Source organism: Pacificoceanicola algae (assembly GCF_049341065.1).
Taxonomy (GTDB): Bacteria; Pseudomonadota; Alphaproteobacteria; order Rhodobacterales; family Rhodobacteraceae; genus Pacificoceanicola.
In genome coordinates this window covers 99,062-114,262 of sequence record NZ_JBMPIX010000011.1, presented here as the reverse complement: position 1 = coordinate 114,262, position 15,201 = coordinate 99,062, and the positions used below count along the sequence as shown (strand labels likewise).

Genomic DNA, 15,201 nt, shown 5'->3' with positions numbered 1-15,201 from the left:
GCTCCCGTCATTGGTGATGTTACAGCACCCAATGTGGCACATTGCGATGCCGGAAGCGGGAGCCATCCATCCCATCAGTGGCGCACATTCCGCAAGATTTCGCTGCCGTTGATGGCGCCGGGCCTGGCGAATGCCTTTCTGATCGGATTCATTGAATCGATGGCCGATTTCGGTAACCCCCTGGTGCTGGGCGGCTCTGGCGGTGTGCTTTCGACCGAGATTTTCTTTGCGGTGGTCGGCGCCCAGAACGATCCCGCGCGGGCGGCGGTACTGGCCAGCGTGTTGCTGGTCTTTACCCTCTCGGCCTTTTTGGCTCAGCGGTTTTGGCTGGCCGGCAAGAACTATGCGACCGTGACCGGCAAGGGCGATGGCGGACGCCATGCACAACTGCCTGCCCGGGTGGCGCTACCCGTCACCGGGATCGTCATTTTCTGGGGCGCCTTTACGCTGGCGATCTACACGATGATCCTGTTCGGCGGTTTCGTGAAGGTCTGGGGATTGGATCATTCACTGACATTTGACCACTATGTCCGCGCGTTCGGCATAGGCTGGGAAGAGGGCTTGCGCTGGACCGGCGTGGCTTGGGACAGTTTCTGGACGACGATGAAGATCGCGTTGATCGCTGCCCCTTTGACCGCCGCCGTCGGGTTACTGACCGCTTGGTTGATCGTCCGACAGCGGTTCCCCGGACGCTCGGTCTTCGAGTTCGCCCTGATGATGAGCTTTGCCATCCCCGGCACCGTGATCGGCATCAGCTATATCATGGCCTTCAACTTGCCCCCGATCCAGATGACCGGCACCGCCGCGATCCTGATTGCCTGCTTTGTGTTCCGTAACATGCCCGTCGGCGTGCGCGGCGGCGTGGCCGCCATGGCGCAACTTGACGGATCATTGGACGAAGCCTCCCTCACGCTGGGCGCAGGATCTGGGCGCACGATGCGTAAGGTCATCCTGCCCTTGATGCGTCCCGCGATCCTTGCCGCGCTGGTCTACAGCTTTGTGCGGGCGATCACGTCGATTTCCGCGGTGATCTTTCTGGTCAGTGCAAAATACAACATGGCCACGGCCTATATCGTCGGACTGGTCGAGAACGGCGAATACGGTATTGCCATCGCCTATTCCTCGGTGCTGATCATCGTGATGATCACCGTCATCGGAGGCTTTCAGCTTTTGGTTGGCGAACGGCGGATCCGGCGACAGGACGAAGGCAAACTGGCCAACGACAAGGAAGTACCCGCATGAAACAGCCGCTGCACGGCGCCGTTGAATTCCGCAGTGTGCGGAAAGATTTTGGCCACTTCACCGCCATTCCCGAACTGACCCTGAACATCGCGCCGGGAGAATTGGTGACACTTCTGGGCCCCTCCGGCTGTGGCAAGACCACGACGTTGCGGATGCTCGCCGGGTTGGAAAGCCCGACGTCGGGGGAAATTCTGATCGGCGGGCAGGACGTGACGCGCCTGCCTGCGGATCGTCGCGATGTGTCGATGGTCTTCCAAAGCTATGCGCTGTTTCCGCATATGACCGTGGCGCAAAACGTCGCCTACGGACTGGAATCAGGCGGCGTGAAGCCAACCGAAGCCCGCGCCTCGGCCGAGGACGCGCTCAGCCTTGTGGGACTTGGCGGTATGGGCAAACGACTGCCTGCCGAACTGTCCGGCGGCCAGCAACAGCGCGTCGCGGTCGCAAGGGCGTTGGTATTGGAACCGCAGGTGCTGTTGCTGGACGAACCACTGTCCAACCTCGATGCACGTCTGCGCCGCCGGGTGCGGACCGAGATCCGCGAGTTGCAGCAAAGGCTTGGTTTTACCGCCGTCTACGTCACCCATGATCAGGAAGAGGCGCTGGCCGTCTCCGACCGGATCGTTGTCATGAAGGACGGCCTGATCGCGCAGATCGGCACCCCGCGCGAATTGTACGACGCCCCCGCTTCGGATTTCATCGCGGATTTCATCGGTGAGGCGAATGTCGTCGAAGGGCAGGTTCTGCATATCGAAGGCGATGTCGCGCAGGTCAATTTGGGCGGCGTGACCTTGCCTTTGCCCAGCCGCGGCGTGCCGCCCGGTCCAGCACGGCTGTCGTTGCGGGCCAACGCGATGCGCGTGCTGCAAGAGGGCAAAGGCGTACCCGGCGTTGTGGCCACTTCGGCCTATCTGGGGGATCACGTGGAATACGAAATCGACGGACCTTTGGGGCGCATTTTCGCGGTCGATGCCGAAAGCGACACGCCCCTGCCCGCAGGCACCGCTGTCTCGCTCGAATTGCGCCCGCGCGGCATCGCACTGATCCCGGCGGGTGACGCATGAGCGATCTGATGTCCGACCGGCTGATCCAAGCCACCGAAATTGCCCGCGCTGCAGGCCAATTGGCGCTTGACCATTTCCACCGGCGCGATGCCTTGGTGATCACCACAAAGCGCCACGTGACAGACCTTGTCTCCGAAGCGGACCGCGAGGTTGAAACCCTGATCCGCGACGCTCTGACCCGCGCCTTTCCCGAGGATGCACAACTGGGCGAAGAACACGGGATCAGCCCGGGACAATCCGGTTTTACATGGGTGATCGACCCGATTGACGGTACCGCGCCCTATCTGAACGGATTGCCGGGCTGGTGTGTGTCCATCGGAGGATGTGACGCTGACGGGCCCGCGCTTGGGGTGATCTACGCCCCCATGCTGGACGAGATTTTCGTCGCCGCGCGTGGAATGGGGGCCACGCTGAACGGCGCCCCCATTGGCGTGGCGCAGGGGGATCTGCGCTCGGGTCTGCTTGGTGTTGGGGCCAACGACCGCGTTGCCAGCGAAAGGGTCGGCCAGATGCTGGCGGACCTGATGGAAGCAGGCTCGGCCTGGGTGCGCTATGGCTCTGGCGCCCTGATGCTGGCATGGGTCGCGGCAGGGCGGCTGGTGGGCTATGCCGAACCAAGGATGAGCGCTTGGGACTGCATGGCAGGCTATGCGCTCATCAACGAAGCCGGAGGCCGCGTTCTGTCTTTTCCGGACGGAGAGTTGATCACCGAACCGGCCCCGGTGCTGGGCGCCGGGCCAGCGGTCTATGACGAATTGACCGCACTGTGCGGATTTGGGACGGCAAAAGACTGGTAGATTTCCAGTACCTTTTCCGCCTTTCGGACAGCTATTTGGATCGCTACCAAGAGCGGAAAAAAGCGTTTTGAAATCGCCGTGATCCTCGGGCCGGCTAACCTTCTGCTCTCAAAAGAAAACATCCTCGTGAACACTCGGGTTGGGGAACGACTTGCGCGTCATGGCGAGCTGTCGACCTGGGAGTCCGTTCAGATGCCGCTGCATATGGCGATGTGCAAGGGATGTGGTGCCTTCGTCCAACAGATGCGGATGGCCAAGGATACGGCAGATCACGCCATTGCCCTCGAAAGCGCCGAGTTTGACGACGAAGCCCGCATCACCGACATCCTTGCGCAACTTCACGGCAGCAAGTCAACTGGCTCCTAGCGCGCCGCACTGTCAGCGAAACCAATCCTGTACGTTGATCTCGAACGCCCAGACCAGCAATGGAACCGGGGCGACAGCCAAGGCAAGCGTAACAATCGTAGCCAACGGTCGAAACAGGCGACTGAACCCCGCGATAAACAGGATCCCCCCGCCCCCACCGATGATCGAATTCCCCGGCAGGTTGACCAGAATGGCAAGAACAACGTAGCGAAACCGCGACACCAAAGGCCGCAACAGACGCGGCGCCCGGTCGCGCAACAGGTCCAGCCGCGTCTGGCGGTCCAGCGGCTGCACCGTTTTCAGAAGGACGCACACACGGCGCATCCGCAGGTCTTTGAAAATCTGATACAGGCGCTCGTAGGGCATCCATTCACCAGCGGCAAAGGCCAGTGTTAATCCGCCGAGCGTCGCCACGTAAATCAATGGCGCAATCCACGACCCCTCGATCGCCATAAGCGCCATGCCAATTTCGATGCCGGGCAAAAAGGGGATCGCGATCAAGATGGCATAGACAAGGAGGAATACGGACAACATGCCTACCCGCATGGCCAATCCGCCCGAGTCCACCAACCCGTTAGCCCAGTTCAGCGCCAAATGCGCGCCCCAGGCAATCACCAACACCACCAAAAGCCGACCTGCAATACGCCAAAGCGCGCCACGCTCGGGCGTCGGATCGCCTTTTTCGTCAATCAAACGGTCGCTCCGCCGACCACAAAGGCCGCCAAGAATTGCCGCTCTCGGTCGGACTGCGGCGCAGGAAAAGGGGCTTAGGCATTCAGGTAGCCTCCGCTTTGCAGGATTTCGGCTGACAGACACGGGGTAAAGGGAAAACAAGCGCCGCCTCACTTAGTCATGAGACCAAAATTTGTAACGCGCGGCGCAGGCGCGAGTCCATCCCGCATCTGTAAGGAGAAGACCACCATGAAACCCTTTGCGAAACCCTGCGTCCAGGCGGTGTCATCTTTGTCGAAGGACAGGCCGGAACCGGCGCGGCCATCAAGTACCTGACGCAATCCACATGGTCCCATGCTGCGATGTATGTGGGCGATCGCTTTGATCCGCCCGCCGATGGCAGCGACCCGCACCGCCTTGTCGAGGTCAATCTGGGCGAAAGATGTGTCTCGGCGCCGCTGTCGAAATACGCCCGCTATAACACCCGGATTTGCCGACCCGTCGGGCTGACACCCGAGGACCGCAAGGCGGTGACCGACTTCTTGGCTCACAGGATCGGGCTGAAATATGGCCTTCGCAATATCTTTGACCTTCCCCGGTATTTCCTGCCAACGCCGCCCGTGCCGGTGCGCTGGCGCAGACGAATGCTGGCCTTCGGCTCGGGTGATCCGACCCGAGCCATTTGTTCATCGCTGATCGCGCAGGCCTTTCAATCGGTGCGTTATCCGATCCTGCCCGACGTGCGTGTGATCAAGCTGCGCAATGGCTCGCGCTACGCCCGCAAGGAAATCCTCCATATCCGCCACCATTCACTGTTCGCGCCGCGTGATTTTGACCTTTCGCCCTATTTCCAGATCGTAAAACCGCATCTGGCAAAGGGATTTGATCCGCATATCCTGACTTGGGACACGGCTTCACCGCCGGAACAGAAAGGCAATCAGCGCATTGGCCAGCCAGACAAACATGGCGAAAATTCCGAACCAGCCAAAGAACCAGAAGCGCCCCGCGAGGGCATCCTCGGCGAATGACGCGGCAAAGACTTGCTTGCCATAGTATGCCGCAAGGTTCGCCAAGATCAATCCTGCGCTTGGCAAAAGCACCGCCCACATCCGCCCCATCCCGACAAAACGTGCCACCCCGTACAAAGCAACCCCAATGGCTGAGCCAACCAAACCTGCCTTGACCGCCCACAGTGGGTGGGCGCCCAACCATTCAGCACCGCCAAGCCCGGCGAACACCAGCACAAGGGCTGTTGCCACGAGATTCGGCAGGATCTTGTTCATTTCGGGCGGCATGGTGTTTTCTCCTGACCAGTCTTGAGGCAGATCACCTAAGCGCGGTCCACTATTTCCCAAGCATCCAGATCCCTTTTGGATGGAACGCATGAAAAGCAAAGGCAAAGGGGATATCATGCACAACGTCTGCGCCGCTTGGGCTTTGGACCCGAATGTTTCCAACCTCACGCCCCGCGCCGATCTGCGCCTTGTCCAAGGCCGAAGCCTGCCCTTCGCGCCAAGTCAGTACAACGCCGGCTTCGCTGATCCGGCCTTGGGTCCGCAACCGGCTGAGCGGCCAGGCGCGGTTGCCTACCCGCACAACACGCTCTAGCGGGTCGATGCCATGGGGTGGGTTTTCGCCCGAGTACAGAAACGGCCGCGCGGTGTCATACCCGCGGTAAGGATTGGTACCATAGCTGCGCGGCAACTTCGGCTCGTCCATCACCTGCCCTTCGGGGTAGGCGGTGCGGAACGCCGCCCAGCTTTCCATCCATGCGGGCAATTGTTCAAGCTGCCTGCCTGCATGCCGCCCGACAATCCCCTGCCCAAGCGCCTGCTGCCACCAGCTTTCGGTCTGTCGATCGTACATGATCATGTCGGAATGGCGCAGCAGGCCGGAGACCCCGAAATCCAACGTTTCGCCGTCTACACGAGGGTCAAAAACCATACCCGTGTTGCACAGCGGGCAAAACGTGACGGTGATCGGGCGCCCGGAAACGGTATCGTTCACGATCTCATGCCACATCAGGTAGCGCACTGGATAAGCCCGCGCCGGGCCTTTGGGCGGAACAAAGGTAATCACCGGTTCCCGGGCATCGAGACGATTTTCCGATTGCGCCGGGATGAAGGGCGGGTTGGACAGCGCCGGTATCCCGTCTTTCGCTGGCCCGCCCGAGATGACATCAGACAGATCGACGGTGCTGCGCGAAAAATCCGTCTTCGGCCAGCTTTGCGCAAATCGAGTGTCCTGTGCCTGTGTCGTGACTGCGCTGAAGACAAGGACTGCCAAGCTGATCATGGACGCAGTCACCACTGTCATCGTAAGGCGTTGCCTGACCGTCATGCTTGGGCTTCCTTGTGAACGAAATGGTCCAGTTTTGGGCCGGTATCCTTAAGACTAGCGCGCAACGACTGCATTACGCTCTTCACATAACTGTGCAAAGATCGTGACACACGGCGCGAGCGCAACCAAACGGGCGTGACTGCCAATGCAATCACGCCCGCTGCTTCGAGTTGGTCAGATCAACGAAGGCGCGGGTCCAAGCCAGCGCGAACGGGGTCAGGGCTTTTTCTTTTCCCCGATATTCACGGCGGTTTTGCCCTTCGTGAAATCAGCTGTCACAATGACCTTGTCCTTGACTTTCTTCGGCTTCTTCACTTCACGATTGCCACGTTTTCTGTCACCCTTGGACATCTGTTTTCCTTTCGATACCAAACGGTTGAGTCACATCTTTGCCAATGCGGTCAGGGTGATGGAATCACCATGCCACCGCGTGCCTTCAGTCATCCTGTCTGTCGTCTTTTGCCGGTACCGATTTGCGCCGGACCGAGTTTCCGCCAGCGATGATCTTGTTTATCAGCCCCGCGACCGCCACATGTTTGGCGAGGTCGATATCCGATCCGGCGGCATTCTCGTGGGTCGCTGCCGCATCGCGCAAAACCCCGACGATCTCATGCTCGGGCAGCAACCCGTGATCGTTCATCGCAAGCAGGAGGGCTTCGCAAATCGAAAGAGCGGCCATTCCGGAATAATCTGAGTGATCGGGCATCGCAGGGCTTCCGAAAATTTGGGTGGCGGCGAGCAAGGCCGCATCGACACAAGCATCTTCGCAGAAAAAGTTTCGGGCTGAACTGATCGAAAGCAGTCTCCAGCCCGCTTTCGTCATGATATCCGCACCGGCCCGGGAGGGCACATGAACGCCATAGATCGCAGTCCCCTCACCAAAAAGCTTTCTGCCTTTGTCGCCCTGTCTGAAAAGGAGTTGGCGGTCTTGCAGCGGCTGCATCAGCGCCGCAAGGCATTCGTCGCTGGCCGCGATCTGGTTCATCAGGGCCAGTCCCAGCAGGCGGCCTATATTCTGGCGTCCGGCTGGACCTGTTCATACAAGCTGCAACCGGATGGGTCGCGGCAGATCGTAGACTTTCAGATCCCCGGTGACTTTCTCGGATTGCGCAGCGTCCTGCTGCACGCATCGGATCACAGCATCGAGCCAATCGTGAACATTCAGGCTGCCGAAGTTCTGGTTGATGACTTGCTGGACGCGTTCGCACAAACGCCCCGCTTGGCCACTGCCATTCTCTGGGCGCTGTCGCGGGACGAGGCCATGGTGGTTGAACATCTGGTGGGGCTTGGCCGGCGCGATGCGAATGAACGTATGGCGCATTTTCTTTTGGAACTGGGCGCGCGGCTGGCCTTGGTCGGCATGGGAAGCCGGGAAGGTTATTTCTGCCCGCTGACGCAATACCATCTTGCGGATGCGCTGGGGTTAAGCGCGGTGCACGTCAATCGCGTTCTGCGCAAGTTGCGCGAAGACGGGCTGGTCACGTTCCGCGACGGCCGGGTGACCTTTGACAACTACGCAAGACTGGTCGCGCTGGCCGAATTTGACCCAACCTATCTGGATCAGACCGGCCCATTATTGAAATGAAAAGGGCCACCGCAACGACAAGCGTCAGGCGGACCACTTATCACGTCACGTGGCAAAGCGCGCGCGTGTGCGATTTGCGATGGCAACCAGTGTCAACATGACTGGTACTTCGACCAGCACCCCGACCACCGTCGCCAGCGCGGCTCCTGAATTCAGGCCAAACAGGCTGATCGCGACGGCCACCGCCAGTTCGAAAAAATTGGAGGTGCCAATCAGCGCACAGGGGGCCGCGATACGGTGCGGCACCTTGAGGGCAAAGGCCGCCGCATAAGCGAGCGCAAAGATGCCATAGCTTTGCAGCATGATCGGCACTGCGATCAACACAATGACAAACGGCTTGGACACGATCACCTGCCCCTGAAGGCCAAACAGGATCATCACGGTCGCGATCAGCCCAACCACGGAAAAGGGTTTGACCCGCGCCTGAAACGCCTCGATCGCGGCGTCATCCCCCAGCCGCTTGCGCGTCAGCATCCCCGCAGCCAGTGGCAGTGCAATGAACAGCAACACCGACAAGACCAGCGTTTCCCAAGGCACCGTGATGTCGGTGACCCCCAACAGGAACGCCACGATGGGCGCGAAAGCGATGACCATGATCAAGTCATTCACCGAGACTTGCAAAAGCGTATATGTCGGATCGCCGCGGGTCAATTGCGACCAGACAAAAACCATCGCCGTGCAGGGAGCGGCCCCAAGCAGGATAAGCCCGGCAACGTATTGCATCGCATCCTCGGGCTGAATCCACGGGGCAAAGATGTGCTGAAAGAACAGCACCGCAAGCGCCGCCATGGTGAAGGGTTTGATCAGCCAGTTCACCACGAGCGTGATCAACAGGCCTCGGGGTTGTCGGGCAACGTCGCGCAACGATCCCGGATCGACCCCGACCATCATCGGATAGACCATGGCCCAGATCAGAACCGCGACCACCAGATTGACGCTCGCGAATTCAGCGGCAGCAATAGCGTTGACCAAGCTTGGAGCGATATTGCCGACAACGATCCCGGCCACCATCGCAAGGGCAATCCAGACCGACAGATACTTTTCGAAAACGCTCATGCGGGCACCTCATTTTCCGAACCTGTCCACAATTGGAACTCTCTGCCCCGGATTGGCAATAGCAAGGTGGTGCTGCGATTAGGGCTTCGTCCGCGCGCCAGAATAAAGGAGGCGCAACTGCATTTCCGAAACGCCATCCGCCTCCATCACCAATTGCACCATCGGGTCAGCAAGCATCTCTTCCAGAAAAACCTGCGACAGTTCATTTCCAGACAGCTTGTCCTTTGCGCGTGCGCGATCGAGATCCGCCAATGACACGGTCAAGCTCCGCGCCAGGCCGGGATGCGAGGTTCGCGGATGCAGGTGAACCATGACCGAAGCCTTCCAGATCTCCGGGTTGTGGTGGTCTGGGGGCGAACTCAGTTCGGTTTCGATATCGTACTCACCAGCTGGTAGCGTCTCGTCAAAGCCGGGAACGGTAAAGGGCCGCGCAAAGACCGCGACGGTCTTGCTGGTATGGTCTTCCAATTGCATGCGTCCTTTCATGTGCTGTGCCGTTCCGCGTGACCCATCACGCGACAAGCCAGCCAAAGCCGGGTTTGGATTTCATGATGTCAGGGCTGGCCGCCGCAGTCCCGCAGCCACCGGAGGCTACGCCACGAGAATGCATTTGGCTTGTCTGAATATAGGGCTTCGCGCCGGGTTTACGACGTTTCGTGTCGCATCAAGAGGCAGGTTCCGGGATCTCGTCCGTCCAAACTTTGAAGTCCGTCATGATATTGCGACCAAAACTGTGGGTCAGCGGGACATCCGCAGCGTCCCGCCCGCGCGCGACAAGAATGCGGCCGATCTTGGGCTTGTTGTTGCGCGGATCGAAAACCCACCACTGGCCTCCCAGATAAACCTCCATCCAGGCCGCGAAATCCCCGGGCGCATGCGGCAACGGCTCGCCGATGTCGCTCAGATAGCCGGTGCAATAGCGCGCCGGAATGTTCATGCAGCGGCAAAAGGCGACGGCCAGATGGGTGAAATCACGGCAAACGCCGCGCCCCTCGGCCAGTGTCTGCGATGCAGTGCGTGTCGAATTGGCCTGCATGTAGTCGAAGGATACATGGTTGTGCACGAAATCACAGATCGCCTGTACCCGTTGCCATCCCGGCTCGGTCATCTGGAACAGGCGCCAGGCTTCATCCGAGAGGATGTCGGTGTCGCAATAGCGGCTGCCCAGAAGATAAACCAGCATTTCGCCGGGGATGTCCTGCACTTCATGCTGCCACGCGCCGGGCGAAGCGGGATCGGGCAAACCGGTGTCGCGGAATATGCCATCCGTGGTCAGTGTGAAATCGCCCTGCGGCGCCATCAGCCGCGTGCACCAGTTGCCAAAGCCGTCCCGATAGCTTTCGATCGGCACGCTTGGCGTGGTTACCAGATAGTCGGGTCGCTCAAGATCGCCGACACGAGAATAATGCACGTTCAAGATGGCAATCATCTGCGTTGGTTGCGGCAAGTTGTATTGTAGACGGCAGCCCAAGCTTATCCGCATGTATTTGCTCCTGACGGTGATCGGTTTCGGGTCTTGGAGACGCGAAACGCATGGAAACCGACCCTACCCGAGTTCATCGGCGCCAGGGACTTCCAGCTCTTTGCAGTGTTCGCGCCCGCGCCAAGCCGCCCGAAAAACAAGCAGGCACAGCAAGACTGCCTTCCAATACACCGCTTTGTGAGAACCCGCGCTGATCCATGTTAGTCGAATTATGGAAAGACACCCCGGTCTCAGTGGGAAGAGTCCTGTTTTCCTGTGCAATTCTGAAGCGATAGACGATTGCCCTGCACAAGCAGAGAGTTTCCGCTCGAATCTGCCGGCAAGGCTGGGTATTTTCGGCAAAAGCGTTTACGACGTGCCAAACCTCGCAACCGGAGACTTGCTGTTGCTCGATTACAGTCAAATTCGTTCGGAGCTTTCCGAGCATTACGATCTCGCACCGTCGCCCGAGTTGGCCGCATCCATGCAGCATATCTACAGCCGGATGGATCGTGTGGTGCCGCCGCCCGAATGGGCAATTTACGCACCCTATGTCAAAGCCATCAATGACCTGAAGAAACAGCGCAACGCGGTCATTCTGGGGCACAACTACATGACGCCCGAGATTTACCACGGCGTGTCCGATTACGTGGGCGACAGCCTCCAGATCGCGATGAAGGCCACCGAGGTGGATGCCGATGTCATCGTGCAGGCGGGCGTGCATTTCATGGCCGAGACCTCGAAAATCCTCAGCCCGGAAAAGACCGTATTGATGCCTGACATGGCAGCGGGTTGTTCCTTGGCCGAAAGCATCACCGCCGAGGGCGTTGAAGAAATGCGCGCCAAGTATCCCGGCGCGCCTGTGGTGTCCTACGTGAACACCACCGCCGAAGTAAAAGCCGCCTCTGACATCTGCTGCACCTCTTCAAACGCCTTGCAGATCGTCGACGCGATGGAAGGCGACACGGTCATCATGACCCCCGATCAGTTCCTTGCGCAAAACGTGGCGAACCAATCAAAGAAAAAGGTCGTTTACTGGGCAGGCTCCTGTATCGTGCACGAACTTTACACCGCCGAGGATCTGCGTGCCTACCGCCAGTCCGACCCCGACGTGAAGATCATCGCGCACCCCGAATGCACCCCTGACGTGGTGGCCGAGGCAGATTATACCGGCTCGACCAGCGGCATCCTCGACTGGATACACGCGCATAAGCCCTCAAAGGCGATGCTTGTGACGGAATGTTCGATGGCCTCGAACATCGCAGACGAATTGCCCGAGGTCGAATTCGCCAAGCCCTGCAACATGTGTCCCTACATGAAGAAGATCACGCTCGAGAAAATCCTCTGGGTGCTGCACAGCATGGAAAATCAGGTCGAAATTGATCCCGCTGTGGCGGATAAGGCGCGTCTTTCCGTGCAGCGCATGATCGATCTGTCGCGCAAACTGGGACTGTAAGACGTCGATGAAGGAAATCACGACGGATCGGATCGTCATCGTCGGCGCGGGCCTTGGCGGTCTGTATGCCGCGCTCAAACTTGCCCCCCGCCCGGTGGTGATGATCTCGCCCGAGACACTCGGGCTGGGCGCAAGCTCGGCTTGGGCTCAGGGCGGTGTCGCCGCTGCAATGGACAACAACGACAGCCCCGCCGACCACGCACGCGACACCGTACGCGCGGGCGCGGGCACCGTCGATCCGGCCGTCGCTGATCTTGTGACCCGCGAGGCACGCGCGTACATCCTTGATTTGACCACGCGCGGCGCACCTTTCGACCGGACCGACGATGGCGGCTATGTGCTGTCCCGCGAGGCCGCCCACAGCTATGCCCGCGTCGTGAGGGTCAAGGGCGATCAGGCAGGTGCCGCAATCATGGAGGCGCTGATCGCGCAGGTGCGCGAAACGCCTTCGGTCCAAGTGCTCGAAGGCACCATGGCCGCGGGTCTGGATGTCAGCGATGGCGTTGTGACGGGTGTGGCGATCCAGCAGGCCCATGATGACCGCTCAACCCCGGTCATGTTGCGCGGCGCGGCCTATCTTCTGGCGGGCGGTGGCTCGGGCGGGTTGTTCGCGAACACCACCAATCCGCCGCGCATTCGCGGTCAGGTCATCGGCATGGCCGCAAGAGCCGGGGCCGAGATTGCCGACGCTGAATTCGTCCAGTTCCACCCGACTGCGATTGACGTCGGCGAAGATCCCGCGCCACTGGCGACCGAAGCCCTGCGCGGTGAAGGCGCCATACTGATCAACAAGCACGGCACGCGGTTCATGCTGGACGTGCACCCCGACGCCGAACTGGCGCCGCGCGACATCGTGGCCCGGGCGATCTTTGCCCAGTCGCAGGCCGGCAATCGCCCCATGCTGGACACGCGCCAGGTGCTGGGCGAGCGGATCAAGGACCTGTTTCCCGCCGTGGCCGAATACTGCGCCCGCAATGGAATCGACCCGGCCGTTCAGCCCATCCCGGTCGCCGCCGCCGCGCATTACCACATGGGCGGGATCGCCACCGACATGCAGGGCCGCGCGAGCCTTGGCAATCTCTGGGTCTGCGGCGAGGCATCATCGACAGGTCTGCACGGAGCCAACCGTCTGGCCTCAAACGGGTTGCTCGAGGCGCTTGTTTACGCCCGTATCTGCGCCGACGGGATCGAAGCCGCGATCCCCGCCACAGCCGACGTTCCAACGATTGAGGTCAGCTTTGAAACCGGCGGCACGGCGCCGGATGACGCGGCTGTCGCCAAGCTGCGCCGCACCATGACCGACCTTGTTGGCGTGGTGCGCGATGCGACCGACCTGCGCCAAGCGCTGCGTATCATCGCCGATCTCGAAGCTGCACACGCCGGCAGCTCGGCCTTTCTGAACATGTGTGCGACCGCCACCTTGATCGCCGTCTGCGCCCTTCAGCGCAAAGAAAGTCGCGGGGCGCATGCGCGGTCGGACTTTCCGGACACGCTGCCCGGCCCTGGAAAACGGTCGCGCATTCATCTTGCCGAGGCCATGGCCTACCGCACCCAAGTCATCAAGGACCAGACATGAGCTTTGCCACCGTTCCCGACCTGATTTTGGAACCCCTCGTGCGCAACGCGCTGATGGAGGATCTTGGCAGCTATGGCGACGTGACAACCCGCGCCGTTATCCCCACCGGCACGACTTACAACGCGCGGCTCAATGCGCGCGAAGAGGCTGTCGTCTCGGGGATGCAAGTGGCGGCGCTGGCCTTTCGCCTTGTTGACCCGACCCTTGAGATCATCACGCATATCGCAGACGGACGGCCTTGCCGCAAAGGCGACGTTCTGATGGAAATCAAGGGTTCGGCCGCCGCGATCCTGTCGGGGGAACGTGTCGCGCTGAACTTTGCCGGTCGCCTGACCGGAATCGCCACAAAAACCGCCGGGTTCGTGGCCGAGGCGAAGGGCACAAAAGCGCGGATCACCTGTACCCGCAAGACAACGCCGGGTCTGCGCGTGGTCGAAAAGCTGGCGGTTCTGCATGGCGGTGGCTTCAATCATCGCTATTCGCTGTCCGATGCGATCCTGATCAAGGACAATCACATTGCCGCAGCCGGGGGCGTGCGCGCTGTGCTCGAGGCGACCAAGGCCCATGCCTCGCATATGATGGCGGTTGAAATCGAAGTGGACCGTCTGGACCAACTGGCCGAAGTGCTTGAGACCGGCGGCGCGAGCGTCGTGCTGCTGGACAACATGGACAACGATATGCTGCGGCAGGCGGTCAGCATGGTGAACGGTCGAATGCAGACCGAGGCCAGCGGCAACGTCAAACTTGATCGGATCGCCTCGATTGCGGCCACGGGCGTCGATTATATCTCGTCCGGGGCGTTGACCCATTCGGCCCGCACGGTTGATCTGGGTCTCGATTTCTAAGCGGCCTTCAGGCCCCTTTAGTCCACGGACATCGTGTCGATCAACTCAAGCGCGCTCAGCAGATGTTCCCGCATCAGGATGCGCGCGTTGTCTGAATCCTTCGCTTCGATCTTGTCATAGATCGCACGGTGCTGCCTCACCGAGCGTTGCAAATGTTCGTCCCGTCCGGCCTCGGGTCCGCGCGGCATCGACAGGCGCATCCGCGGAATAAGCAAGGGGCCAAGGTGGTTCAACAGGTCCGACAGGTATTGATTGCCACTGGCCGCCGCGATCGCGTGGTGAAACCGGAAATCGGCCTGCGCGGCACCCTCGCCACGTTTCGCCGCCTGTTCATAAGCCTCCTTGGCCAGTCGGATCACATCCAGCTGGGCATCGGTGCGTCGCTCAGCGGCCAGCGCCGCCCCGACGGCTTCCAATCCAAGGCGCATTTCCAAAATGGCCCTCACATCTGCCAGAGTTTCGCCTTTCGGCAGTTCAAAGGCATTTTCGCCCCCCATGGGTTCGGCCACCACGAACCCGCCGTCCGGACCCTCGACAAGACAGCCCTCGTCCACAAGCGCCTCGATGGCTCGGTCAACGACGGATCCGCTGGTGATGAATTCCGCCGCCAGATCATCGCGCGAGCCGGCATAGTCGCCGGGTGACAGCGTTCCATCGGCGATCCGTTCGGTCAGACTGTGGCTGATCTGATCGGCGATCTTCTGCATCCAGAGCGCGCGACGGGACATTGATTGCGACAT

General features: G+C 60.4%; 17 protein-coding genes. 9 read left to right on the top strand and 8 right to left on the bottom strand.

Annotation, left to right across the window (positions count from 1 at the left end):
* The 4 genes from ACOYQJ_RS16505 to ACOYQJ_RS16490 all read left to right on the top strand — a co-directional run.
* A partial coding sequence (locus ACOYQJ_RS16505) for an ABC transporter permease (RefSeq protein WP_422907143.1) occupies positions 1-1,242 on the top strand: 1,242 nt, incomplete at its 5' end.
* Complete coding sequence (locus ACOYQJ_RS16500) at positions 1,239-2,306, top strand: ABC transporter ATP-binding protein (protein ID WP_422907142.1); 1,068 nt, start codon at positions 1,239-1,241, stop codon at positions 2,304-2,306. The genes ACOYQJ_RS16505 and ACOYQJ_RS16500, both read left to right, overlap by 4 nt.
* Positions 2,303-3,103, top strand: a complete 801-nt coding sequence (locus ACOYQJ_RS16495) for an inositol monophosphatase family protein (RefSeq protein ID WP_422907141.1) — start codon at positions 2,303-2,305, stop codon at positions 3,101-3,103. Before ACOYQJ_RS16500 ends, ACOYQJ_RS16495 begins: the two co-directional genes overlap by 4 nt.
* Positions 3,104-3,229: 126 nt before the next feature.
* Positions 3,230-3,469 carry a hypothetical protein gene (locus ACOYQJ_RS16490; RefSeq protein WP_422907140.1) on the top strand — a complete coding sequence of 80 codons (240 nt, stop codon included), beginning with the start codon at positions 3,230-3,232 and terminating at the stop codon, positions 3,467-3,469.
* Positions 3,470-3,481: 12 nt separating this feature from the next.
* Here the strand turns inward: ACOYQJ_RS16490 and ACOYQJ_RS16485 are convergent, their stop codons facing one another.
* Positions 3,482-4,162, bottom strand: coding sequence for a hypothetical protein (locus tag ACOYQJ_RS16485; RefSeq protein ID WP_422907139.1), 681 nt, complete (start codon positions 4,160-4,162; stop codon positions 3,482-3,484).
* A gap of 347 nt (positions 4,163-4,509) precedes the next feature.
* Here ACOYQJ_RS16485 and ACOYQJ_RS16480 point away from each other — a divergent pair, with 347 nt between their 5' ends.
* The gene (locus ACOYQJ_RS16480; RefSeq protein WP_422907138.1) at positions 4,510-5,169 is read left to right on the top strand and encodes a hypothetical protein; all 660 of its coding nucleotides are present in this window, start codon (positions 4,510-4,512) and stop codon (positions 5,167-5,169) included.
* Between the two features lie 316 nt (positions 5,170-5,485).
* On the opposite strand, the gene ACOYQJ_RS16475 is transcribed toward ACOYQJ_RS16480, so the two are convergent.
* The 3 genes from ACOYQJ_RS16475 to ACOYQJ_RS16465 form a co-directional block, all read right to left on the bottom strand.
* Entirely contained in the window at positions 5,486-6,481 is a 996-nt protein-coding gene (locus tag ACOYQJ_RS16475) for a DUF3179 domain-containing protein (RefSeq protein WP_422907137.1), read from the bottom strand.
* 216 nt (positions 6,482-6,697) lie between these two features.
* On the bottom strand, positions 6,698-6,832 hold the full coding sequence (locus ACOYQJ_RS16470; RefSeq protein WP_422907136.1) for a hypothetical protein: 135 nt from the start codon (positions 6,830-6,832) through the stop codon (positions 6,698-6,700).
* Positions 6,833-6,917: 85 nt separating this feature from the next.
* On the bottom strand, positions 6,918-7,187 hold the full coding sequence (locus ACOYQJ_RS16465) for a hypothetical protein (protein WP_422907135.1): 270 nt from the start codon (positions 7,185-7,187) through the stop codon (positions 6,918-6,920).
* A 144-nt stretch (positions 7,188-7,331) separates the two neighbouring features.
* On the opposite strand from ACOYQJ_RS16465, the gene ACOYQJ_RS16460 reads away from it, so the two are divergent.
* Entirely contained in the window at positions 7,332-8,066 is a 735-nt protein-coding gene (locus tag ACOYQJ_RS16460) for a Crp/Fnr family transcriptional regulator (RefSeq protein ID WP_422907134.1), read from the top strand.
* A gap of 45 nt (positions 8,067-8,111) precedes the next feature.
* Here the strand turns inward: ACOYQJ_RS16460 and arsB are convergent, their stop codons facing one another.
* From arsB to ACOYQJ_RS16445, 3 genes are all read right to left on the bottom strand, one after another.
* Positions 8,112-9,122: an ACR3 family arsenite efflux transporter gene (gene arsB, locus ACOYQJ_RS16455; protein ID WP_422907133.1), complete on the bottom strand. Its 1,011-nt coding sequence runs from the start codon at positions 9,120-9,122 to the stop codon at positions 8,112-8,114.
* Between the two features lie 78 nt (positions 9,123-9,200).
* Positions 9,201-9,596, bottom strand: coding sequence for a hypothetical protein (locus ACOYQJ_RS16450; RefSeq protein ID WP_422907132.1), 396 nt, complete (start codon positions 9,594-9,596; stop codon positions 9,201-9,203).
* Between the two features lie 190 nt (positions 9,597-9,786).
* The gene (locus ACOYQJ_RS16445; protein WP_422907131.1) at positions 9,787-10,605 is read right to left on the bottom strand and encodes a transglutaminase-like domain-containing protein; all 819 of its coding nucleotides are present in this window, start codon (positions 10,603-10,605) and stop codon (positions 9,787-9,789) included.
* A 385-nt stretch (positions 10,606-10,990) separates the two neighbouring features.
* Between ACOYQJ_RS16445 and nadA the strand changes: the two genes are divergently transcribed.
* Genes nadA through nadC form a run of 3 tightly spaced genes read left to right on the top strand, consistent with a single transcriptional unit; the run spans position 10,991 to position 14,461 of the window.
* Positions 10,991-12,040: a quinolinate synthase NadA gene (nadA, locus tag ACOYQJ_RS16440; protein ID WP_422907130.1), complete on the top strand. Its 1,050-nt coding sequence runs from the start codon at positions 10,991-10,993 to the stop codon at positions 12,038-12,040.
* A gap of 7 nt (positions 12,041-12,047) precedes the next feature.
* Positions 12,048-13,616 (top strand): L-aspartate oxidase, encoded by a 1,569-nt coding sequence (locus tag ACOYQJ_RS16435; RefSeq protein ID WP_422907129.1) that lies wholly within the window; start codon positions 12,048-12,050, stop codon positions 13,614-13,616.
* Entirely contained in the window at positions 13,613-14,461 is an 849-nt protein-coding gene (gene nadC / locus ACOYQJ_RS16430; RefSeq protein ID WP_422907128.1) for a carboxylating nicotinate-nucleotide diphosphorylase, read from the top strand. Before ACOYQJ_RS16435 ends, nadC begins: the two co-directional genes overlap by 4 nt.
* Before the next feature lie 17 nt (positions 14,462-14,478).
* Here nadC and ACOYQJ_RS16425 read toward each other — a convergent pair whose 3' ends face one another.
* Positions 14,479-15,201, bottom strand: a complete 723-nt coding sequence (locus ACOYQJ_RS16425) for a FadR/GntR family transcriptional regulator (RefSeq protein WP_422907127.1) — start codon at positions 15,199-15,201, stop codon at positions 14,479-14,481.